The organism is Candidatus Binatia bacterium, from assembly GCA_035631035.1.
GTDB lineage: Bacteria > Eisenbacteria > RBG-16-71-46 > SZUA-252 > SZUA-252 > DASQJL01.
Genome location: DASQJL010000062.1, coordinates 75,328 through 96,313 on the forward strand (window position 1 = coordinate 75,328; position 20,986 = coordinate 96,313).

Here is a 20,986-nt window from a genome sequence, read left to right on the forward strand (position 1 = left end):
ACTCGTTCGTGCCGGTGACGTCCCAACCCGAACGAAGCATCCCAGGAGGTCTCAGCATGAAGCGTCTTCTGTCCCTCGCTGCACTCGCATCCCTCGCCCTTCTCCTCACGGCTCCCCTCGCGCTTGCGGCAGGTGAGCCGGACGTCGGCCAGGGCCGATGGGCAACCGCCGAGAACGGCCGCATGGCCGACAACGGCGAGATCGTCTACCGCTGCGGCACCGACAACCGCATTTCGCACAATGCCCCCGACATGGCGCAGATCAACCGGTGGATCCAGGAAAACCGGGTGATGGCGGGCGGCGTGATTCCGGTGAATTTCCACGTCATCTACGACGGCTCGACCGGCAATGTCTCCGACGCTCAGATCGCGGCGCAGATCCAGGTCTTGAACCGCAACTACGCGGGACTGGACTACAACGGGAATCCGGTGGCCGGGGCGCAGAACACGGGTTACACGTTTGTTCTGGCGAGCGTCACCCGAACCAACAGTCGGCAATGGTTCAAGATGACCCCGGGCTCGCGCGTCGAGTCGCAGGCGAAGAACGCGCTCGCGGTCAACTGGACCAGCTCCCTCAACCTGTACACGGCGAAGCCGGGGCAGAATCTCCTCGGCTGGTCGACGTTCCCCTGGGATCTCTCCAGCAACGGCAAGATGGACGGCGTGGTGATCCACTACGCGTCGCTCCCGGGCGGCTCGCTCGCGCCCTACAACCTGGGCGGTACGGCGTCGCACGAGGTGGGGCACTGGGTCGGCCTCTATCACACGTTCCAGGGCGGCTGCGACGGCGGCAACTGCTCCGGTGGCGGCGACCAGGTCTGCGACACGCCGGGTGAGGCTTCGGCCACGTCGGGCTGCCCGAGCGGCAAGGACACCTGCCCCGAGGCGGGTCTCGATCCGATCCACAACTACATGGATTACTCGACGGACGCCTGCTACAACCAGTTCACGCCCGGCCAGGACGTCCGCGCGGACGCCATGATGGCCAACTACCGGCCGCTCATCGGCTCGGCGCGCATCGCCAACGCCGAAGAACTCCCGGTCACCGACTTCCGCGCCACCGAAGCGCACGGCCCCCGCGGCACCGACGCGGGTGACGTGGTCTATCGCTGCGCCACCGACGCCAAGGGCGCGAGCATGAAGGCGCCGAAGAAGTCCGACGTCGACCTCTACATCCAGCAAGGGCGCGTTGCGGCGGGCGGCGTGATTCCGGTCTACGTCCACGTGATCACGAGCGGCTCGAGCGGCAACGTCACCGACGCCCAGATCGCGGCCCAGATCCAGGTGCTCAACCGCAACTATGCCGGGCTCGACTACAACGGCAACCCGGTCGCGGGCGCGGTGAACACGGGCTACACGTTCGTGCTCGCAGGCACCGATCGCACCAGCAACCGCAAGTGGTTCACCATGACCCCGGGCTCGCGCAACGAGAAGCAGGCGAAGGCGACCCTCGCCAGGAACTGGACGAGCGCGCTCAACCTGTACACGGCCTCTCCGGGCCAGAACCTGCTCGGCTGGTCGACCTTCCCCTGGGATCTCTCCGCGAACGGGAACCAGGACGGCGTCGTGGTCCACTACGCGTCCCTTCCGGGCGGCTCGCTCTCCCCGTACAACCTGGGCGGCACCGCCTCGCATGAGGTCGGGCACTGGGTCGGCCTCTACCACACGTTCCAGGGCGGATGCGACGGCGGCAACTGCTCCGGCGCCGGCGATCTCGTCTGCGACACGCCGGGCGAGAACACGGCCACGTCGGGCTGCCCCAGCGGCAAGGACACCTGCCCCGAGGCCGGTCTCGACCCGATCCACAACTACATGGATTACTCGACCGACGCCTGCTACAACCAGTTCACGGCCGGCCAGGACTCCCGCGCCGACTTCATGATGTCGACGTACCGGCCGCTCATCGGCTCGGCGCGACTCGCCAACGGAGCGGGCGCGATCCAGAACGCCCGCGACGTCAACGGCGGCCTCGTCCGCTTCGCCGCGCGGCCCAACCCGTTCAATCCCCGCACCAAGATCGAGTTCGGTCTCGCGCGTGAGGGACGGGCCACGGTGCGCGTGTTCGACATCCGGGGCCGACTGGTCTCGACGGTCGTGGACCGGGTGCTCCCGGCCGGAAACCACAGCTTCGACTTCGACGCAGCGAAGCTCTCCAGCGGGGTCTACTTCATGAGGCTCTCGGCCGACGGCCAGAAGCAGGTTCGCCGCCTGTCGCTGCTCAAGTAGCGAACCATCGGGAATCGTCGGATCCAAGGGGATCCGCGGAGCGGGGCCGGCGCGATCGCCGGCCCCGTTTCCGTTCGGCGCCGTGGTACCCTTGGCGGATGAACGGCTCCCGCTCCCGCGGAGCGATCCGCGTTCGCCCCGGACGCCCCGTCCGGCTCCCCGCGATCGATCCCGATTCCACCGGTGGCTTCTCGGGGAAGGACGCCGCGCGCGCCTCGCTCGAAGAGGATCTCGAGCGCCTGCGCGAGCGGCAGCGGCTCCTCTACGCCGACGGGCGCCATGCCCTTCTCGTCGTGCTCCAGGCGATGGACACGGGCGGGAAGGACGGCACGATCCGCCACGTGCTGAGCGGGCTCAATCCCGTCGCCTGCGTCGTCACCTCCTTCAAGGTTCCGAGCGCCGAGGAGCTGGCCCACGATTTCCTCTGGCGCATCCACCGGGCGGTCCCGCCGAACGGGGTCATCGGAGTCTTCAACCGCTCCCACTACGAGGACGTGCTGGTCGTCCGGGTCCACGAGCTGGTGCCTCCGTCCGTCTGGAAGGGGCGCTACGAGCAGATCAATCAGTTCGAGCGGATGCTGAGCGAGAACGGCGTGCGGATCGTGAAGATCTACCTCCATATCTCCAAGGCGGAGCAGAAGCGAAGGCTGCAGCAGCGATTGGACAACCCGGAGAAGAACTGGAAGTTCTCCGAGGCCGACCTCGCGGAGCGGAAGCTCTGGGGGGACTACATGGCTGCCTACGAGGATGCGATCAACCGCTGCTCGACCGACGTCGCTCCCTGGCACGTGGTGCCGGCGAACGTGAAGTGGGCGCGCGACGCCATGGTCGCCCGCCTGCTCCGCGACACCATGGACTCGATGAGTCTTCGCCGGCCCAAGGTATCGCGCAAGATCGCGAGGCAGAAGATCCGCTGACTCGGCCGCAATTTAGAGCGGCCGTCGCTACCAGCCGCCGTGCTCCGCGGTCTTCCCCTTTTCCGCCGCTTCGATCGCCTCCTCCAGCTCGGTCGCCTCGGCGCTCTGCTTCTCCTTCAGCCAGGCCAGCTGCTCCTTCGCTTTCGCGATGTCGCCCGACATCAGATACGCCTCGCCCAGGTACTCGTGCGCCTCGTCGTAGTCGGGCTTCAGCTGGAGCGCCTTGTCGTACGCGGCGAAGGATCGCTTGAGGTCGCCCGTCTTGCGCGAGCAGAACCCGACCATGTTCCACGCTTCGAAGTAGGTGGGATCGAGCTTGGTCGCCTGGTCGTAGCGCTTCAGCGCCTTCCCGAACTTCTTGTTCGCGTCCTTCGGCTTGTTGTTCTTGAGGTCCGCCTTGCCCGCCTCCGAATCTTCCCACGCTTTCTTGTAGAGGGCTTCGGCCGAGGCCCGTGTCTGAGCCGCCAGGGCCGCCGAATCCGCAGGCGACGAGGGGGTCGAGACCTTGGCCGGTTTGGACGAGGGCGCCGAGCCGAAGGCGAGGGCGCGAGGGGCCGCGAGCGGACCAGCGATCAGAAATGCCGCCGCGATGGGCGCCAAGCTCAAAAAGGACAAAGACTTCCGAGCAATCATGAGATCCTCCGAGACCGGTGGAAAAGGGTTGGACCCCGATCCTACCAAATACCCCGGTGAGCCGGTATTCTGCCCTTGTGCCCCATGAATCGTTCGGCCCGCTCCTTCTCGCGGTCGCGGTCATCCTGGCCGCCGCGACGGCGGGAGGCTGGCTGGCCGAGCGCATCCGGCAGCCGTCCGTTCTGGGGGAGCTCGTCGCCGGCATCGTGCTCGGAAACCTGGGACTCGCGGGCTTCCACGCGCTCGAGCCGTTCCAGACGAACACGTCGCTCGCGGCCCTCGCCGAGCTGGGAGTGATCGTGCTCCTCTTCGACGTGGGGCTGGAATCCACGATCGGCGACATGATGAAGGTGGGGCGTTCCGCGCTCCTGGTCGCGGCGCTCGGCGTGATCGCGCCCTTCTTCCTGGGCTGGGGCGCGGGGGCGTGGCTCCTCCCCGGCCGTTCGACCTACGTCCACGTGTTCCTGGGCGCGGTGCTGACCGCGACCAGCGTCGGCATCACGGCGCGCGTCCTGCGGGACCTGCACCAGACGAAGAGCGAGGAGGCGAAGATCATCCTGGGAGCGGCCGTGATCGACGACGTGCTGGGGCTCGTGATCCTGGCCGTGGTGACCGGGATCATCGCCGCGGCGGCCTCGGGAGCGGGATCGGTCTCCGTGATCGGCATGAGCTGGATCGCGGCCAAGGCGCTCCTGTTCCTCGTGCTCGCCATCGTGCTCGGGTCGCTCATCGCGCGCCACGCGCTCCGCTTCTTCGCGCGGTCGCGCCTTCCCGGGACGCTCCTCACGGGAGGACTCGTGGTCTGCTTCGTCCTCTCCTACCTGGCGGCCGCCGCCGGCCTCGCGCCGATCGTCGGCGCGTTCGCGGCGGGGCTCATCCTCGAGCCCGCGTTCTTCGCCGCGTTCGAGGAGACCCGGCGCGGGCAGACGCTCCGTTCCCTCATCCACCCGATCTCCACGATCCTCGTGCCGGTGTTCTTCGTCCGGACGGGGATGCTCGTGGACCTGCGCTCCTTCGCGAACCCCGCCATCCTCGGCCTCGCGGCCGCGCTCACGGTGGCGGCCTGGGTCGGCAAGCAGGCCTGCATGCTGGGCGTGCCGCGGCGCGGATTGAACCGGCTGGCGGTCGGGATCGGAATGGTCCCCCGCGGCGAGGTCGGCCTCATCTTCGCGAACATCGGAACCGGCCTCGTGCTGGCCGGAGAGCGCATCGTCACGCCGCCGCTCTACGCGGCGGTCGTCATCATGGTCATCGTCACGACGCTCGTCACCCCGCCGGCGCTCCAGTGGAGCTTCCGGCGCGGGGGCGCGGCGCCGGCTCATTGAGGAAGGAGAACCGAAGCGTATGAGATTCCTCGTGCTCGGAGCGGGATATCAGGGATTCGCGGCGGCATTGGATCTGGCGCGCGCGCCGGACGTGGAGGAAGTCGTGATCGCGGACGTGGAGGGAGCCCGCGCGCGCAAGGCGGCGGAGCGGCTCTCGGGCTCCCGCGCGGCCGTGCGGGCCGAGGTGCTCGACGTGGCGAACGAGCCGCGCCTGACCGACAGGCTGCGCGGCTACGACGTGGTGATCTCGGCCGTCCCCTACTTCCTGAACCTCACGCTCACGCGCGCGGCGATCGACGCGGGGGTTTCCTTCTGCGATCTGGGCGGGAACACCGACCTGGTGCGGGAGCAGGAGGCGCTGGACGAGCGGGCGCGCGACGCCGACGTCACGATCGTCCCCGACTGCGGCCTCGCTCCCGGCATGGCGAACGTGCTCGCCACGGCCGGCATCGGGCGGCTGGACCGCGCCGACGAGGTCCACATCCGGGTCGGCGGCCTGCCGCTTCGCCCCCGTCCTCCGCTCGACTACATGATGGTCTTCTCGATGTACGGGCTCCTGAACGAATACCTGGGCTTCGCCACCGCCCTCCGCGGGGGAAAGCGGGTCGAGGTCGAGACGCTGACCGAAGAGGAGACACTCACCTTCCCGAAGCCGGTGGGCACGTGCGAGGCCTTCGTGACGCTGGGCGGCACCTCCACCATGCCCTGGACGTTCGAGGGGAAGGTGAAGACCCTGGACTACAAGACGGTGCGCTACCCCGGCCATGCGGCGCGGATCCGGCTGCTCCGCGACCTCGGGCTCCTCGAGACGACGCCGGTCCCCGTGGAAGGGGTCCCGGTCTCGCCTCGGTCGCTCTTCGCGGCCGTCGTGGAGCCGCTCCTCACCTTCCCGAACGAGCCGGACGTGGTCGTGATGCGCGTGACGGTGAACGGCGTGAAGGACGGCAAGCGGCGGGAGATCTCCTTCGAGATGCTGGACGCGATGGACATGAAGCGCGGCGTGAGCGCGATGATGCGGACCACGGCCTATCCGACGACGGCGGCCGCGCTCATGATGGCGCGCGGCGAGGTCCCCTTCCGCGGCGTGGCCGCCATGGAGCGGGCGATCCCGGCCGAGGCGTTCCTCAAGGAGATCGGCAAGCACGAGCTCAAGATCACCGTCCGGGAGAAGACCCTCGCGTCGCCTCGCGGACGCGCGAACGGAGCGGGCGCCCGAGCGCGGAAGCCAGCACGTCCGACGCGGCCGAAAGCTTCGCGGGGTCGAGCGAAACCGAAGCGCCGGAGCGCGTGAGCGCCCAGAGGAGGTCCTCGGTCGCCACGTTCCCCGCAGCCCCGGGGGCGAAGGGGCATCCGCCCACCCCGCCGGCCGAGGCGTCGAAGATCGTGATGCCGCGGTCGTAGGCCGCGAGCGCGTTCGCCACGGCGGTGCCGTAGGTGTCGTGGAAGTGCATCGCGAGCGCGTCCTGGGGTGCTGTGTCGAGGAGCGCGTCGAGCAGGGCGTGCACCTCGGCGGGCACCGCTTTTCCGATCGTGTCGCCGATCGAGATCTCCTCCACGCCCAGGTCGAGGAGCTGCCTCACGACCGGCACCACGGCCTTGGGCTCGATCCTTCCTTCGTAGGGACACCAGAACGCCGTGGAGACGTAGCCGCGCACCGGGAGCTTCGCCTCCTTGGCGCGCAGGACGACCGGCCGGAAGCGCTCGATCGACTCGGCGATGGTGGCGTTGATGTTCTTCCGGTTGAAGGTCTCCGAGGCGGCGGTGAACACCGCGATCTTCCCCACTCCCGCCGCGAGCGCGCGGTCCAGCCCGCGCTCGTTGGGCACGAGCGCTGCGTAGAGGATCCCCTCGCGGCGCCGGATACCCCGCAGCACCGCCTCCGCATCCTGCAGCTGAGGGACCCGGTCGGGAGCGACGAACGCCGTGGCCTCGATCTCATCGTAGCCCGCCTCCGAGAGCGCGTCGATGAAGGCGATCTTCGACTCGGTCGGAATGGGGCGGCTCTCGTTCTGCAGTCCGTCGCGCGGTCCGACCTCCACGATCCGGACGTTCACGGCCCCTCCCTGTCCCCGCCGGCGACCGGCGCTGCGGGAGCGATCCGCGCGAGCAGCTGCCCCAGCTCGACCCGGTCGCCCGGGGCGCACGCCACGTCGCGCACGACGCCCGACGCGGGCGCCGACACCTTGAACTCCATCTTCATCGCCTCGATGGTGAGCAGGAGGTCTCCCTCCCGCACTGTCGCCCCGGCGCGCGCCTCCACGGCGGCCACGCGGCCGGTCATCGGCGCGAGCACCTCACCCGAGTCGTCCGCGTCCACGCGCTCGCCGGCGTGGCGATGCAACGTCTCGAAACGGTAGAGCCTCCCCTCCAGAGCGACCCAGATCCCGCGCGCGTCGCGCGCCGTGGCGGCGCGAAGGGTGCGACCGCCGATGGCGAGGTCGATCCACGCTCCCTCGCGCGCGATCACGGCCTCCACGCGGCGCTCCCCGGTCTCGAGCACCGCGTGGTCCCCCTTCCGCGAGATGCGGGCCTCCACGGGGAGCCCGTTCCAGCGGAGCGCCACGGCGCGGCTCACGCGCGCCCCCAGGAGCCGAGGAGGCGCCACGGCGACCAGCGGTCGGCGTCGTCCCGCTCGCCGGGGCCCGCCGACCGCGGGGGCGCGGACAGCGCGATCGAGGCGGCGAGGACCGCCTCGTCGGGCGGCGCTTCGGGGCCGGGCCAGCGGCGCGACTCGATCGTGCGGGTGAAGGTCCGGCCCGTGCGGAACGCCTCGTCCTCGAGCAGATCGAGCAGGAACCCCTGGTTGGTCACGAGGCCGAGGAGGGCCGTGTGGCGCAGCGCCGCGATCAGGCGCGTCCGGGCCTCCTCGCGCGTCGCCCCGTGGGCGATCACCTTGGCGAGGAGCGAATCGTAGTGCGCATGAATCGTCTGCCCCTCGGCGATTCCGGCATCCACGCGGACCCCCGGCCCCGTGCCCCACGACAGGAGGAGAATCCTTCCGGTCTGCGGCACGAAGCCGTGGTAGGGATCCTCCGCGTTCAGCCGCGCCTCGATGGCGAATCCCTCCGGCCGGCCCGGATGCGGAAGCCCGCCGCCCGCGGCGATCTCGACCTGCGCGCGGACCAGGTCCAGCCCGAAGCGCATCTCGGTGACCGGATGCTCCACCTGGAGTCGCGTGTTCACCTCGAGGAAGTAGAACGCGCCGTCGGGACCGAGCAGGAACTCCACCGTGCCGGCGCCGGCGTACGCGGCGTCCTGGGCCAGGTGGACCGCGGCCTCCTCCATCGCGGCGCGCCGCTTCGCGTCCACCGCGGGAGAGGGGGATTCCTCGATCACCTTCTGGTAGCGGCGCTGGAGACTGCATTCGCGCTCGCCCAGCGCGATCGCGTCCTTGCCGTCGCCCAGGATCTGGATCTCGACGTGGCGCGCGGGCTCGACCAGCTTCTCCACGAAGAGCCGGTCGTCCCCGAACGCGGCCGCCGCCTCGCGCCGCGCGCTCTCGAACGCCGCGTCCAGGTCTCCGGCCGAATCCACGCGGCGCATGCCGCGCCCGCCGCCTCCGCCGGCCGCCTTGAGCAGCACCGGGTAGCCGATGCGGTCCGCTTCCGCGCGCGCGCCCGCCGCGTTCTCGATCCCCTCCACCCCGGGCACCACCGGCACGCCGCATCGCGCGGCGGAGCGGCGCGACGATACCTTGTCGCCGAGGCGCTCCATGCTCTCCGGGGAGGGCCCGATGAAGACGACGCCGGCGTCGCGGCAGGCGCGGGCGAACGGCGCGCTCTGCGAGAGAAATCCGTAGCCGGGGTGGATGGCGTCGGCGCCGGTCGAGCGCGCGGCCTCGAGGAGGGCTGTGGCGTTCAGATAGGAATCGGCCGGAGACGCCGGCCCGAGGCGCACCGACTCGTCCCCCGCCTCGGCGTGGGGCGCCGCGCGGTCGGCGTCGGAGTAGACCGTGACGGAGGGGATCTCCATCGCGCGGAGGGTGCGGCAGACGCGGAGCGCGATCTCGCCGCGGTTGGCGATCAGGACCTTACGGAACACGGCGCACCGGAGTTCGGAGCGGGTGCGCGGCCGCGCGGGAGGAGCGCGTCACTTCTTCCAGGCGGGACGGCGCTTCTCGAGGAAGGCCGAAAGCCCCTCCTGCCCCTCCGGCGAGGCGCGGAGCTCGGCGATCGCGCGCACCGAGTTCTCGATGGCGAGATCGCGCGAGAGCGCCGTGTTCTCGCGAATGAGCCGCTTGGCCTCGGCGACCGCGCGCGGTCCGTTTCCCGCGATCGCCAGAACCAGCCGCTCGACCGCGGCGTCGAGTCCGGCGGCCGGAGCGATCTCGTGCACCAGCCCCATCGCTCGCGCGGTCTCGGCCTTGAAGATCTCCCCCGTGAGGAACCACCGGCGCGCGGCGGCCACGCCGATCTTGGGGAGCACGAACGCGGAGATGACGGCCGGGGCGATGCCGAGCCGAACCTCGGTGAATCCGAAGTCGGCCGCGTCGGACGCCACCACGACGTCGCAGCAGGCGATGAGCCCCATGCCGCCCCCGAGGCAGGCGCCGTTCACGCGGGCGATCGTCGGGATCGGAAGCTCGTCCAAGGCGAGCATCATCTTGGCGAAGCGGAACGCGTCTTCTTCGTTCTCGTCGCGCGTATAGCGGATGCTCCGGCGCATCCAGTTCATGTCGGCGCCGGCGCAGAACGCGGTCCCCTCGCCGGTCAGCACCAGCAGGCGTGGCGCCGTGCCGCCGTCGCTCCGGAATTCCTCGCGTAGGACCCCGAGCGCGGCGGTGATCTCGCCGATCAGCCCCTCGTCGAACGCGTTCCGCACCTCGGGGCGCGTGAGCGTGAGGCGCGCGATCCCGGCCTCGACGTCCAGCCGAACCTTGGGCGAGTCGGGCGTGGCGCTCACGCTACATCCGGTAGACGGGGGCGAGCCCGCGGGTGACCGGCGCGTTCAAGGCCGCCGAGAGCGCCAGTCCCACCGCCGCGCGCGTCTCGGCCGGATCGATCACGCCGTCGTCCCAGAGCTGGGCGGTCGCGTAGTAGGGGCTCCCCTCGCGCTCGTACTTCTCGAGCACGGGGTCGGCGATGGCGGCCGCGTCGGCGTCGCTGAGCGTCTTCCCCTCGCGCGCCAGCTGGTCGCGCTTCACCTGGACCAGGACGGAGGCCGCCTGCTCCGCCCCCATCACCGAGATCCGCGAATTGGGCCACGTGAAGAGGAAGCGGGGCCGGTAGCCGCGGCCGCACATCGCGTAGTTGCCGGCGCCGTGCGAGGCGCCGATCAGCACCGTGATGCGCGGCACCTCGGCCGTCGCCACCGCCTGCACCATCTTGGCCCCGTCCTTGGCGATCCCGCCCGCCTCGTAGCGCTTCCCCACCATGAACCCGGTGATGTTCTGCAGGAAGAGGAGCGGGATCCGCCGCTGCGCGCACAATTCGACGAAGTGAGCCCCCTTGAGCGCGCTCTCGGAGAAGAGCACGCCGTTGTTCGCGACGATGCCGACCGGATATCCCAGCCACCGGCCGAAGCCGCAGACCAGGGTGGCGCCGTACTCGCGCTTGAACTCGTGGAGGCGGCTCCCGTCGAGGAGCCGGGCCAAGAGCTCGCGGACGTCGTAGGGCCGCCGCGTGTCGGGCGGGAGCACGCCGTAGATCTCCTCCGCCGGATAGAGGGGATCTTCCGGCTCGGCGAGGTCGAGGTCCACGCGCTTCACGGTGCCGAGCCGCTCGACGGCGTCGCGGAGGATGTGGAGCGCCTCCTCCTCGTTCGCGGCCATGTGGTCGGTCACCCCGCTCTGGCGGGTGTGCACCTCGGCGCCCCCCAGCTCCTCGGGCGTCACCTCTTCACCGGTCGCCGCCTTCACCAGCGGCGGCCCGCCCAGGTAGATCGTCCCCGTGCCCCGCACGATGACGTTCTCGTCCGACATCGCGGGCACATAGGCGCCGCCCGCGGTGCACATGCCGAGGACGGCCGCGAGCTGCGGAATCCCCGCCGCGGACATGATCGCCTGGTTGTAGAAGATCCGGCCGAAGTGCTCCTTGTCGGGGAAGACCTCGGCCTGGAGGGGCAGGAACACGCCCCCCGAGTCGACGAGATAGATCGCCGGGAGCCGGTTCTCCAGCGCGATCTCCTGGGCCCGGATGTGCTTCCGGATCGTGATCGGATAGTACGTGCCGCCCTTCACCGTCGCGTCGTTGGCAACGATCATGCACTCGCGTCCCGAAACGACGCCGACCCCGGTCACGATCCCTCCCGAGGGCACCTCGTCGCCGTACATCCCGCCCCCCGCCAGCGCCGACAGCTCGAGGAAGGGGGTGTCGGGATCGAGCAGCCGCTCGATCCGCTCGCGCGCCAGGAGCTTGCCGCGGCTCTTGTGGAGGGAGACCGCCTGCTCCGAGCCGCCCCTTTTTGCCGCCGCATGGCGCGCGCGGAGGTCGGCGGCCAGGGCCTCGTGATGCTTCCGGTTCTGCTGGAATTCCTCGCCCGACGTCTTGAGGTGACTCCGGAGGACGCTCATGGAGCCGTGACTGTAACCGCCAAACCCGCTTCGGGAAAGGGGGAACGGCCGCCCCGAATTGGGGTCGAGAAGGGGGCCGGGAGTGCCGATGGTTTGCGAGGTCGGAACACGCCCGGGGGGAGGCAGGAAACGGTGGCACTACGAGCCGAATCGGAAGCGTCGCAGCGCCAGTTCGACCGGAGGACCTGGGGCATCCTGGGCCTTGCGATCCTCGTCATCCTGGCGTTCACCGCGACCATTCCCTCGCTCTACATGGGTCTCGTTCGCTCCGGGTTCCTCGGCGACAGGCTGCCGCCCGGGGGCGGGTGGGTGCTCCTCGTCGGACTCATCGGGCTGACCGCGCTCTTCTGCCTCTACATGGTGCACCAGCAGCTCTCGATCAACCGGCTCCGGGAGCGGATGGTGCGCGACCAGATGGAGCTGGAGCAGTCGCGGGGCCGCCTGGCCGAGCTGACGTCGCTCTTCCAGCTGGGCAACAGCCTCCACATGGAGCTGCCGCTCGAAACCATCCTCGAGATCACCGTGCGACGCGTCGCCTCCACGCTCCACTCCCACGACGTGACGCTCTTCCTCTACGAGCCCGATACGAAAGCGCTCTCGGCCAAGGCCGCGTTCGGCCTGACCCCGCACGAGCCGGAGCCGGACGTGGCGCTGGGAGAGGGCGCCGTCGGGTGGGCGGCGCGCCACCGCGAGCCGATCTTGATGTCGGCCCGCGAGCGGGACGCGCGCTTCGCCGAGTTCTTCGCCGCGCACCCCGACGTGGGCTCGGCGCTCTTCCTGCCGATCGCGCTGGAGTCGAAGACGTTCGCGGTGCTCCAGGTCTGTCGCGCCGTCCGGGCGGAGGCCTTCCGCCTGGAGCACCGGGACATCGGCCAGCTCTTCGCGGAGAACGTGGCGTCGGTGCTCGACCGCGCGATCGTGATGGACCGGCTTCGCCGCGCGACCTCCGCGGTGGCGGCGGCCGCCCTGCCGGGTCCGGACGGTCATGGCGGAGCGTTCCACGACAGCTTCCTCGGCGCCGCGGCGGCCGAGCTCAAGTCCCCGCTCACGGCGATCGTGGCCTACTCCGAAGTGCTGGACCAGAACGACCGGAAGATGACCCCCTCGATGCGGGCGGAGTTCACCGGCCGCCTCCGGAGCGAGGCGCAGCGGATGATGGCGCTGGTGGACGACGTGCTCGACCTGGTGCGGCTGGATCTGGGCCGCTACGTCCTGGAGCTGCGCGTGACCAACGTGAACGACGTGGCGCGTGGAGCGATCGAGGCGGTCCGGGCTCAGGCCGACGCGAAGCAGATCGAGCTGGAGCTCTCCGTGGACCGGAGGGTCCCGAATCAGCATCTCGACCCCGCCAAGGTGCGGCAGTCGATCGCGAACGTGCTCCGGAACGGCATCCGATTCTCCCCGATGAAGAGCCGGATCCGCGTCGCGACCTGGCTGCGCGACGACGGCGTCGTCGTCGAGATCAAGGACTCCGGGCCCCCGGTCGCGCCGGAATCGGCCACGTCGGTCTTCGAGCTGGAGAGCGCGGTGAACGAGGAGTGCAAGCGCTGCAAGGACGGCCTCGGCTTCGGGCTCCACCTGGCCAAGCGGTTCGTGGAGCTGCATGGCGGAAGCGTGAGCGCGGGAACGGACGCCGCGAGTGGGGGCGCGGCGTTCTGGCTGACCCTGCCGGCCGGCGAGGACCTCTCCAACGTCGTGGGCGGCGACCCCTTCGCCGGAGAGCTGGCGAAGAGCTAGGCAAACGCTAGGCGGGGCCCGTTCCCATCCCGCCGGCCCGGCCGCGATCGCCGGCGCTTCGCGCCCGCGCGTTCCTCCCGAGCGCGGCGTGCACCATCGCAAGCTCCCCCACGTTCTCCAGGGTCACCATCCCCACGACGCGCCCTCCCTCCATCACGAGCAGCGCGGGGCAGCCGCTCCGATCGATCCGCTGGAAGACGTCCTCGAGGTACTCGCGCGGATGCGCGGTGCCGCAGTCCCGCCGCGCCACGTCCCCCACGGCGCGGTCGCGCGGACCGTGGGCCAGAGCCGCCATCAGGTCGCGGCGGGTCAGGATGCCGACGGGGGGCGACCCGTCGAAGGCTCCGAGCACCGGGAAATCCTGCTGGTCGCCCGACAGGAGCAGCTCCACGGCGCGCGTGAGCGGCTCGTCGGCGCGGAGGGTGCGGAAGTCGCGGATCATCGCGCGCGAGACCGGGACGCCGGCGAACGCCGTACGCATCTGGGCCATCGACGACTCCTGCCCGGCCGCCAGGAAGACGAACAGCGCCACCAGAGGCAGGAGCAGGTTGTGCTGGTTGATGCCGATCACCGCGAGCAGGACGGCGAGGATCTGCCCCACGGATGCCGCGATCTGGGTGGCGCGCACGTAGTCGAGCCGCGTGGCGAGCACGGCCCGGAGCACGCGGCCGCCGTCCATCGGGAACGCCGGAATCAGGTTGAAGAACAGGATCATGACATTGACGAGGAACAGCTCGGCCACGAAGCCGCCCGGGCCCTCGAGGGGAGGATTTCCGGAGAGCACGTTCCAGACCGGGTTGAGGAACGCCGCGATGCGGCGCGCTTCCGCGGGCCAGGCCGCGGCCAGCACGCCGAAGAGAAGACCCGCCAGGCCCAGCGTCACCGCCGGCCCCGCGATCGCCACGAGGAATTCGTGGAGGGGTCGCTCGGGAATCCGCTCGAGCCGCGCGACGCCTCCGATCGGAAGCAGCGTGATGTCGCGGGTGCGGATCCCGTAGCGGCGGGCGGTCAGCGCGTGCCCGAATTCGTGCAGCACGATGCAGGCGAAGACGGCCAGGAGGAGCAGCGCGGCCTCGATCGCCGGCGCGACCCCCTGTCCTTCGGCCAGGACGCCGAAAACGATCCACCCGATCAGCAGGAGGAACGTCGCGTGGATCCGGATGGGGATCCCCGCGATCCTCGCGATCTGCCAGGACCAGCGCACGCCGCGTGTTCGCCCGAGCGCGCTAGGCTCCGGCGGCGCTCCCCGCGGATCCCGGCAGGCCGGCCGCCGGGCCGGAGGGCGCCGGACCCAGCCAGCGCGCCAGCCAGTCGCGCACCTCGCGATTCCAGAGCAGGGAGTTCCGGGGCTTCAGGATCCAGTGGTTCTCGTCGGGGAAGAAGACGAGGCGCGCGTCCACGCCCTTCGCCTTGTAGATGTTGTAGACCGCCATCGCCTGATTGTGCGGCACGCGGAAGTCGCGCTCGCCGTGGATCACGAGCATCGGCGTCATGAACCCGCTCGCGAAGCGGGCGGGATTCCACCGGTCGATGGCCTCGAGGCGGTCCCAGGGCTCCCCGCCGTACGACTGATGCCGGCCCTGCGTCACGTCGCTCCCGTACTCGGCCAAAAGGTCGAAGACGCCCGCGTGGTTCACGAGACAGCGGAACCGGTCGGTCTGCCCCGCGATCCAGCAGACGAGGTACCCGCCGTAACTCCCGCCCGTCGCCGCCATGCGCTGCGCGTCCACGAACCCCGCCTCGATCAGCGTGTCGGTCGCTTTCATGATGTCGGTATAGGGCCTGTCGCCGTGGCCCCCCTGGATGCAGGCGGCGAACTCCTGCCCCCAGGAGGTCGAGCCGTGGAAGTTCACCGACGCGACGACGTACCCCGGCGCCGCGAAGGCGTGCAGGTTCCACCGGAAGTGGAAGTTGTCGCCCGCGATCCCGTGCGGTCCGCCGTGGATCACGTGCACGAGCGGCCACTTCTTCGAGGCGTCGAATTGGGGCGGAAGCACGACGTACATCTGCACCGGCTCCCCGCCGGCCCCCTCGAACTCCATCGTCCGCACTTCGCCCCAGGCGATCTCCGACAGGAGCGGCGCGTTGAACGCGGTGTGGCGCCGGAAGTCGCTGCCGTCGGGCAGGCAGGAGCACGCCTCGGCGGGCTCGGTGATCGTCTGGAGCGTGAACGTGACGCGACCGCTGGGTCCGGTGGCGAGTCCCGCCGCCGACCCACCCTGCAGAATGACGCGCGGCGTTCCACCGCCCGGCGCCATCGCAAAGAGCGACACGCGGCCCTCGTCCTCGCACTCGAGGATGAGCGTCCCGTCCGGCGCGAACTCCCACGCCGACGGGGAGCGGTCCCACCCTTCGGCCAGCGGCGCGTGCGTCCCCGCCTCACGGTCGTAGCGCATGAGCCGCACGCGGTCCGCGTAGAAGTACGGGTCTTTCTGGGCGCCGTAGACGATGGAGCGCCGGTCCGGAGCGTAGCGGGGCCGGTGCATGTCGGCCGGGTAGCCCTGGGGCACCCCTTCGGGCGTGAGGCATCGTAGGGCGCCGCCTCCGACGGGCACCGTGAAGAGCGCCCAGCGCAGGAGATGGTGCGGCGGCCGGCTGGAATTGGCGACGAAAGCGATCTCCGAGCCGTCCGGAGCGACGTCGTACTGCCCCGAGGGCTCCATGAAGTCGAACCAGCCCGTTCCCGCGGGCGTCAGGTCGGTGAGGGCGCGCGTGGCCAGATCGAGAACGAAGAGGTGCGGGACTTCCCCGCCGGTCAGCCAGCGGTCCCAGTAGCGGTAGAGGCGGTTCTCGGTCACGTGCGCCTTGACCGGATCCTTCGCGCGCTTCTCGAGAAGGTCCTTCGTTCCCTCGGGCGTCGGCGCCTCTTCGAGGAGCATGGCCCCGAACACGATCCGTCTTCCGTCCGGGAGCCAGCGGGGGTCGAAAACGCCGAGCGGCATGTCGGTCAGCCGCTCCGGCTCGCCGCCGTCCAGCGGCATGACGTGGACCTGGGCGCGCTCCTCCCCGACCGAGCGGGGGAAGAGGAGCCGCGTTCCGTCCGGGGAGTAGACGGCCTCGCCCGCGTTCGCCTCTTCCGAGGTGAGCGGGCGTGGCGCGCCTGCGGAGGGAATCAGCCACAGCCGCGTGCGGCCGCGGTTCTTGTCGAGATCGAACGACGTGACCGGAACGACGATCGCGCTGCCGTTCGGCGCCGAGGCAGGCGTGCCGACCCGCTGGATGCGCCAGAGGTCTTCGGCGCTGAAGCGGCGCCCGTCGGGGTTCTTCGCGGGGTAGAGAACGGTTGCTGTACGGGACTGACGCTCGGCGAGATGCAAGGCGCTCCTCCCAAGAACGAGCAGATGAGCCCGAAATCGGCTGGGGAGATACGAACTTCCATTCTACGGCCGCCGTGCGCCGGGGGGAAGGGTGGGCTGAAAACGAAAGAAAGCGGGGTCGGCCGCTCCCCACGGCCGGACCCCGCTCCTCGGCGACGCCCGTCAAGCGGGCGCCGTTTCGATCGGCTTCGATGTCAGCGCTGCTTCGTACAGATAAACGGCCGGCATGCCCAAAGCGCACGCGGAATCTTCGGGAACCAGCAGGCCGCGGGCTACGGGCGGGGCGGCGCCTCGAGCCGGATCCTCCATAGACCCGCGCGACCCGACCGGAACGCCTCGCTCGAGCGAAGCCGGTCCAGGATGGCGGCCATCTTCCCGGTGACCGGTACTGCCTTCGTGCCGCCGATGCCGCGCGTGGCGAGTCCGGGGGGCGAAAGCGCTTGCGGTGTATCGCTGTCGGCGCCGGAGCGGGGCACGTCGCGAAGCATCGACTCGAGCCAGGGAAGCCTCGTGAGCGACGTGATCAGCGCCACGGTCTCGCGCCCGTTCTCCGAGTCGACCGCCCACGCGCGAGCCCGGGCCCCGCTCCCGTCCGGCAGGACCTGGCTCGTCGCCGGAGCGATCGGGTTCCGCGCCCGATAGCCCGGAAGCGGAAAGAGCACGCAGTCGTTCCCGGCTTCGTCCTCGTCGAGGACGTAGCAGGTCACGGGATCGGGGCCGGTCTCGATGGAGAGGGAGAGCGCATCACCGGAGCCGATCGTCGTGCCGTCGGCGAGCGGCTCCCTTCCAACCTCGGAGATTCGGTAGAGGACGGGCATGGCTTCGAGTCCGGCCGGCGCCCGGCTCGCCGGCGGAACCGGCGATTCGACCACTCCGGAGGGCGCGGCCCCGGGCGCGCCGGACATGACGGCGGTCGCGGCGATGGCGGGCGCCGTCTCGTTCCTCTGGTATCGGTGCGCCAGCCACGGAATGCCCCACTGCGAAATTCCCGTCGCGACGACCGCGGAGATCACGGCGCACGCCGCGAGCGCGAGGGCCATGGAGTCGCGCCCCGGCGGGCGATAGCTCTCCGCGGGCGCGCGCTTCACCGGCAGCGTGGGATCGAGCGCGGCCCGGAGCTCCTGGGCCATGGCGTTCGGTCCGGCTTGGCGGCGGGCGGGTTCGGGCTCGAGCGCGCGGTCGATCGCGGCGGCCAACGCGCGCGGCACGCCGGGCCGTATTTCCAGAAGCGGCGACGGTCCGCGCCCGAGCGCGAGCAGGAGGTCGCGGGGCGAATCGGCGAGGAACGGATAGCGGCCGGTGAGGAGACGATAGAGCAGGACGCCGAGCGAGTAGACGTCGGAGGCCGGCGTCGGCCGCGAGCCGCGCAGGACTTCGGGCGCCACCGAGAGGAGCGAGCCGCACCCCGAGCCCGCGCCCTTCTCGTCGAAGCGATCGTCCATCGCGCCGAAATCGGCGAGGACGACGCGCCCCCCCTCCTCGCGGAGGACGTTCTCCGTCTTCACGTCCGTATGGATCAGCCCTGCGGCGTGGATCGCGGAGAGCGCGCTGCAGAGCTCGACCCCGATCCGCGCGGTCTCTTCGGGAGCGAACGGCCCGTCCGACTCGAGGAGCTCCTCCAGGGTGCGGCCGCGCACCAGCTCGGTCCAGATGCCCGCGCGCCCCTCCCGCACGGCCACGCCGTACACGGTGAGCACGCCCGGGTGCCGCACGCGCGCCAGTCGGCGGGCCTCCTCGAGGAACTCCGGCACGCCGGCCACCGCGCGCGGAGGGTCGCGCAGCACCTTGAGCGCCACGTCGCGCTGCAGCGAGCGATCGAAGGCGCGGAAGACCTGCCCATACGAGCCCGCGCCGATCTGCTCCAGGATCCGGAGCGGTCCCCACTTGGAATCGGTCGCCAGCAAGGGCGCGTGCAGGGTGGCCCGAATCTCCTCGGCCCCCTTGCCGTAGTCGCGAAACACCGAGTCGATCAGCTCGAACGATCGGATGCGGGCCGCGTCGGGATCCGACGATTCCATCCGCTTCCAGTCGATCTCGGCGCCGTCGGCGACGGCGGCCGCAAGGTGCAGCGTATCCGGGGGGTTCGCTTCGCTCATGGGAGCATCCGGATTGCCGCCGCCAGCCGTTCAATCGCCCGCGTCACGGCCATCCGCGCGGCATTGGGCGTCGAGAACCCCAGCTCGACTGCGATCTCGGCGTTGGTAAGACCCATCTCGCGCATCACGATCAGCTCCTGCTCGCGCGGCGTGAGGCTCGCCAGCGCCCGCTCGTACCGTTCCCTGCGTTCCTTGCCTTCGTACTCCTCGTCGGGCCGCAGCGCGGAATCGGGATAATCCCCATCCAGCTCCGCGCTCGGCTTGCGGCCCATCCACCGGCGGTTCATCGAGACGACTTCGTTCTTGAGGATCTCGTGCAGATATCCCAGGAACGAGCCCTGGTGCCTGTAGACGAACCTGTCCAGGGAGTGAAACGCCTTGGAGAAGCAAATGTGCACAACGTCCCGCGTTTCATTTTGACCGCGTGCGGAGGCGCAGAGTCTTCCGTGGGCCCATCGCATGAGTGGCATGTGGTAGCGCTGGAACAGCAGATCGAAGGCGCGCTGATCGCCGGCCCGCGCGCGCTCGAGGAGGGTGCGCGTGGGGTTCAGGGCCTGGCCGTCGCCGTCCTGGCTCGAGGGGAGCACCATGACGACTTTTCCTCAACGAGGAGATCCGAGCGTAGGGGGCTTACAAGGGGCTGATTATACAGAAGTTACGGCGGATTTCAAGCCGGAAAGAGCCCTGCCGCACCGCGATTTTGCGGCGCGGCAGGGCGGACAGGGCTAGAAGCGAAGGACCGCGGCGATCGGCCGGTCCGTCGGAAGCTCGGTTTGGGGCAGCACGTAGATTTCGGCGCCGCGCTTCCAGGCCTCTTCGCAGACGTCGTCCAGCAGGTCGGCATTGGCATGGCCGTTCGGACCCTGGAGCAGCGTGACCTCCCCGGTTTCCCGGTCGAGGCGGCCCCAGGTGTCCCCGTTCTCCGCGGCGAGGACCGAGCGCACGCGCCCCTGGACGACGGCGGCCGCCACCGGCTCGACGCCGTCCAGCGCCAGTCCCTTCGGCGCGAGCGAACGGTACCGGTCCACCCACTCGGCCACGCGGCGCTCCCGCTCGCGGGTCACGATCGGCCACGCCGCGGCGTGGATCGTCTCGCCGTTCGTGCGATCGAAGTTCCCCTCCAGACCCTCCTCGAGCAGGTGCGGATAGGTGTTCGCCTCCTTGTAGATCGGCCGGTAGTACTTCACCGCCGCCAGGATCAGGGGCGTCCGCTCCTGACGCAGGTACTCGTGGAGGCCCTTGTCCACGGCACGGAAGAACTTGAGCAGGGTCTCCTTCTGGTCCTCCTTGCCGGGACCGCGGCCGTGGTAGGCGCGTCCCCCGAACCCGCCGCCGTGCACGACGACGCCGCGCTGGTGCTCGTCCAGCTCGCTCGCCCCGAGCGCGGCGCTCAGGTCGGCGGGGAGCGCCTGCAGCTCGACCGGCTCGGCGCCGAAGGAGCTGCCGTGGTAGAGGGTGACCGCGTTCTGGCTGATGGCGAGCACGTAGTAGCGCGAATTCGATCGCAGAAACCGGAAGAGCGGCTTGGTGTGGAACGTGTCGGCGACGACGACCGTTTCGGGGAGCGGCATCGGGACGCGGAACGCGGCCACATAGGAGGGCGCCGCGTAGACGGCGAGGCCGTCGAGCGCGTGCTCCCAGACTTCGGAATCGTCGAGGAGGCGTCGCATGGGATCGAGGAGCGTGGCGTGTTCCTTCGCGGATCCGGCCGCGAGCTCGGTTTCCGCCTTGGCCAGCAGGGTCTTGAATTGGATCGGGTCCTGCGTCCACTCGGGATAGCGGCGATGCGTCGCGAGATGGATCGAGACGCAGGGCCGGTCCTGAACGGACAGGAGCTGCTGCAGATCCTCGGCCCGGAACGTCCGGACCGACAGGGAACGGTTGTTGGCTCGAGTCGCCATTCGATTTTCCTATGAAGCGGGTTTCGGCGCTGGAGGCGGCAATGCGCGGGCCTCCACCGCCGATTCGAACCCGCACCGGTTGTGGGTTCCGTCGCAAAAGGGCTTGTTCGACGATTGGCCGCAACGGCAGAGGGTGATCACGGTCCGGCCGGCCAGATCGAACGGGCGCCCATCCTGGTCGACGACCGTGAACTCTCCCTCGATGCGAACCGGGCCGTTGTTGCGAATCGTCACCTTGGCGGGCATGCGCTCCTCCCTGAGGTCGTCGTGATGGCGGCGGGCTTGGCATCGGGGCGCCCGTTGGCCGCCAACCTGGGACCAGTA

Annotated in this window: 16 protein-coding genes and 1 pseudogene; 5 read left to right on the top strand and 12 right to left on the bottom strand. The window is 70.1% G+C overall.

The window, feature by feature from the left end; genetic code table 11:
* The first annotated feature begins 56 nt into the window (after positions 1-56).
* A complete protein-coding gene (locus VE326_06685; protein HYJ32892.1) occupies positions 57-2,225 on the top strand; it encodes a M43 family zinc metalloprotease in 2,169 nt (722 codons plus the stop codon).
* A 98-nt stretch (positions 2,226-2,323) separates the two neighbouring features.
* Positions 2,324-3,142 (top strand): polyphosphate kinase 2 family protein, encoded by an 819-nt coding sequence (locus tag VE326_06690; GenBank protein ID HYJ32893.1) that lies wholly within the window; start codon positions 2,324-2,326, stop codon positions 3,140-3,142.
* 27 nt (positions 3,143-3,169) lie between these two features.
* Here VE326_06690 and VE326_06695 read toward each other — a convergent pair whose 3' ends face one another.
* A complete protein-coding gene (locus VE326_06695) occupies positions 3,170-3,742 on the bottom strand; it encodes a tetratricopeptide repeat protein (GenBank protein ID HYJ32894.1) in 573 nt (190 codons plus the stop codon).
* Positions 3,743-3,852: 110 nt separating this feature from the next.
* On the opposite strand from VE326_06695, the gene VE326_06700 reads away from it, so the two are divergent.
* Positions 3,853-5,100, top strand: a complete 1,248-nt coding sequence (locus tag VE326_06700; protein ID HYJ32895.1) for a cation:proton antiporter — start codon at positions 3,853-3,855, stop codon at positions 5,098-5,100.
* A gap of 19 nt (positions 5,101-5,119) precedes the next feature.
* Positions 5,120-6,232, top strand: a pseudogene (locus VE326_06705) (saccharopine dehydrogenase C-terminal domain-containing protein).
* 22 nt (positions 6,233-6,254) lie between these two features.
* Here the strand turns inward: VE326_06705 and VE326_06710 are convergent.
* Genes VE326_06710 through VE326_06730 form a run of 5 tightly spaced genes read right to left on the bottom strand, consistent with a single transcriptional unit; the run spans position 6,255 to position 11,611 of the window.
* Positions 6,255-7,154 (bottom strand): hydroxymethylglutaryl-CoA lyase, encoded by a 900-nt coding sequence (locus tag VE326_06710; protein HYJ32896.1) that lies wholly within the window; start codon positions 7,152-7,154, stop codon positions 6,255-6,257.
* Positions 7,151-7,675 carry a biotin/lipoyl-containing protein gene (locus VE326_06715; GenBank protein HYJ32897.1) on the bottom strand — a complete coding sequence of 175 codons (525 nt, stop codon included), beginning with the start codon at positions 7,673-7,675 and terminating at the stop codon, positions 7,151-7,153. Before VE326_06715 ends, VE326_06710 begins: the two co-directional genes overlap by 4 nt.
* Positions 7,672-9,141, bottom strand: a complete 1,470-nt coding sequence (locus tag VE326_06720; GenBank protein ID HYJ32898.1) for a biotin carboxylase N-terminal domain-containing protein — start codon at positions 9,139-9,141, stop codon at positions 7,672-7,674. Before VE326_06720 ends, VE326_06715 begins: the two co-directional genes overlap by 4 nt.
* Before the next feature lie 48 nt (positions 9,142-9,189).
* Positions 9,190-10,002, bottom strand: coding sequence for an enoyl-CoA hydratase-related protein (locus VE326_06725; protein HYJ32899.1), 813 nt, complete (start codon positions 10,000-10,002; stop codon positions 9,190-9,192).
* A gap of 1 nt (position 10,003) precedes the next feature.
* Positions 10,004-11,611: a carboxyl transferase domain-containing protein gene (locus tag VE326_06730; GenBank protein HYJ32900.1), complete on the bottom strand. Its 1,608-nt coding sequence runs from the start codon at positions 11,609-11,611 to the stop codon at positions 10,004-10,006.
* A 132-nt stretch (positions 11,612-11,743) separates the two neighbouring features.
* Here VE326_06730 and VE326_06735 point away from each other — a divergent pair, with 132 nt between their 5' ends.
* A complete protein-coding gene (locus VE326_06735; GenBank protein HYJ32901.1) occupies positions 11,744-13,348 on the top strand; it encodes an ATP-binding protein in 1,605 nt (534 codons plus the stop codon).
* A gap of 7 nt (positions 13,349-13,355) precedes the next feature.
* On the opposite strand, the gene VE326_06740 is transcribed toward VE326_06735, so the two are convergent.
* The 6 genes from VE326_06740 to VE326_06765 all read right to left on the bottom strand — a co-directional run bounded on the left by VE326_06740 (position 13,356) and on the right by VE326_06765 (position 20,908).
* Positions 13,356-14,552 carry a site-2 protease family protein gene (locus VE326_06740; protein HYJ32902.1) on the bottom strand — a complete coding sequence of 399 codons (1,197 nt, stop codon included), beginning with the start codon at positions 14,550-14,552 and terminating at the stop codon, positions 13,356-13,358.
* Between the two features lie 22 nt (positions 14,553-14,574).
* Positions 14,575-16,665, bottom strand: coding sequence for a S9 family peptidase (locus tag VE326_06745; protein HYJ32903.1), 2,091 nt, complete (start codon positions 16,663-16,665; stop codon positions 14,575-14,577).
* Positions 16,666-16,937: 272 nt separating this feature from the next.
* Positions 16,938-18,761, bottom strand: coding sequence for a serine/threonine-protein kinase (locus tag VE326_06750; GenBank protein HYJ32904.1), 1,824 nt, complete (start codon positions 18,759-18,761; stop codon positions 16,938-16,940).
* Positions 18,758-19,351: a sigma-70 family RNA polymerase sigma factor gene (locus VE326_06755; GenBank protein HYJ32905.1), complete on the bottom strand. Its 594-nt coding sequence runs from the start codon at positions 19,349-19,351 to the stop codon at positions 18,758-18,760. Before VE326_06755 ends, VE326_06750 begins: the two co-directional genes overlap by 4 nt.
* 135 nt (positions 19,352-19,486) lie before the next feature.
* Entirely contained in the window at positions 19,487-20,662 is a 1,176-nt protein-coding gene (locus tag VE326_06760; protein HYJ32906.1) for a hypothetical protein, read from the bottom strand.
* Between the two features lie 9 nt (positions 20,663-20,671).
* The gene (locus VE326_06765) at positions 20,672-20,908 is read right to left on the bottom strand and encodes a CDGSH iron-sulfur domain-containing protein (GenBank protein HYJ32907.1); all 237 of its coding nucleotides are present in this window, start codon (positions 20,906-20,908) and stop codon (positions 20,672-20,674) included.
* Positions 20,909-20,986: the final 78 nt, after the last annotated feature.

Bases quoted from the DNA above. Each gene is read 5' to 3' on its own strand.
- VE326_06760 (HYJ32906.1), bottom strand. From the start codon at position 20,662: ATGGCGACTCGAGCCAACAACCGTTCCCTGTCGGTCCGGACGTTCCGG.
- VE326_06750 (HYJ32904.1), bottom strand. From the start codon at position 18,761: ATGAGCGAAGCGAACCCCCCGGATACGCTGCACCTTGCGGCCGCCGTC.
- VE326_06690 (HYJ32893.1), top strand. From the start codon at position 2,324: ATGAACGGCTCCCGCTCCCGCGGAGCGATCCGCGTTCGCCCCGGACGC.
- VE326_06765 (HYJ32907.1), bottom strand. From the start codon at position 20,908: ATGCCCGCCAAGGTGACGATTCGCAACAACGGCCCGGTTCGCATCGAG.
- VE326_06755 (HYJ32905.1), bottom strand. From the start codon at position 19,351: ATGGTGCTCCCCTCGAGCCAGGACGGCGACGGCCAGGCCCTGAACCCC.
- VE326_06685 (HYJ32892.1), top strand. From the start codon at position 57: ATGAAGCGTCTTCTGTCCCTCGCTGCACTCGCATCCCTCGCCCTTCTC.
- VE326_06730 (HYJ32900.1), bottom strand. From the start codon at position 11,611: ATGAGCGTCCTCCGGAGTCACCTCAAGACGTCGGGCGAGGAATTCCAG.